The organism is Pseudomonas sp. PME37.24/006 (assembly GCF_055556635.1).
This window is the reverse complement of record NZ_JBVHNL010000295.1, coordinates 1-236: the sequence shown is the minus strand read 5'-3', so window position 1 is coordinate 236 and position 236 is coordinate 1. Positions and strand designations below refer to the sequence as shown.

The window sequence follows — 236 nt, the reverse complement described above, 5'->3', positions numbered from 1 at the left end:
AGCCGGCGCAACCCCGCCCCCCGCGTCCTCGCGCGCGAGTAGCGTGAAGGACGATGCCTGAGAAACCTTCGTCCCCCCACCCACCGACACAGGACATCCAGCTCTCGCCCCGCCACCGCTGGCGGGCGTACTGGATCGCCGTCTCGGTCGCGGCTCTGACGATCCTCGACCTGACGAAGGTCAACGTCGCGTTGCCGTCCATCGAGACGGCGCTGCACGCGGGTCCGACCGAGCTG

At 69.9% G+C, this 236-nt stretch carries 1 protein-coding gene; it reads left to right on the top strand.

The window, feature by feature from the left end:
- Positions 1 to 53 precede the first annotated feature (53 nt).
- Positions 54 to 236, top strand: a 183-nt coding sequence (locus tag ACZ3GY_RS24800; protein ID WP_465912483.1) for a hypothetical protein, incomplete at its 3' end; no start/stop codon positions are given.